This window comes from Cohnella baijiui (genome assembly GCF_020731285.1).
Lineage (GTDB): Bacteria > Bacillota > Bacilli > Paenibacillales > Paenibacillaceae > Cohnella.
In genome coordinates this window covers 1-230 of record NZ_JAJFOW010000378.1, presented here as the reverse complement: position 1 = coordinate 230, position 230 = coordinate 1, and the positions used below count along the sequence as shown (strand labels likewise).

Below are 230 nucleotides of genomic sequence, written 5' to 3'. Positions count from 1 at the left end.
GGACTATCATCGAATTTGGCCTCAAGGCACATGAATGGACACAAAATAATCTAAAGGTTGGGATAGTAGCCAGCGACATCGCCAAAGGGTTTTATCAATTTTTTAAAGATAATGGATTTGAGAAGAACTACTTATATGGACCATGTCATGGAACAGGTCTAATAGAAGTGGAAGCACCATGGATGGAAACTTCTTCAGATTATGTACTAGAACCCAATATGACATTCCAA

General features: G+C 38.3%; 1 protein-coding gene. It reads left to right on the top strand.

All coding sequences use genetic code 11. From position 1 onward, the window contains the following. Positions 1-230, top strand: a 230-nt coding sequence (locus LKX83_RS33030; protein ID WP_370639187.1) for a M24 family metallopeptidase, incomplete at both ends; no start/stop codon positions are given.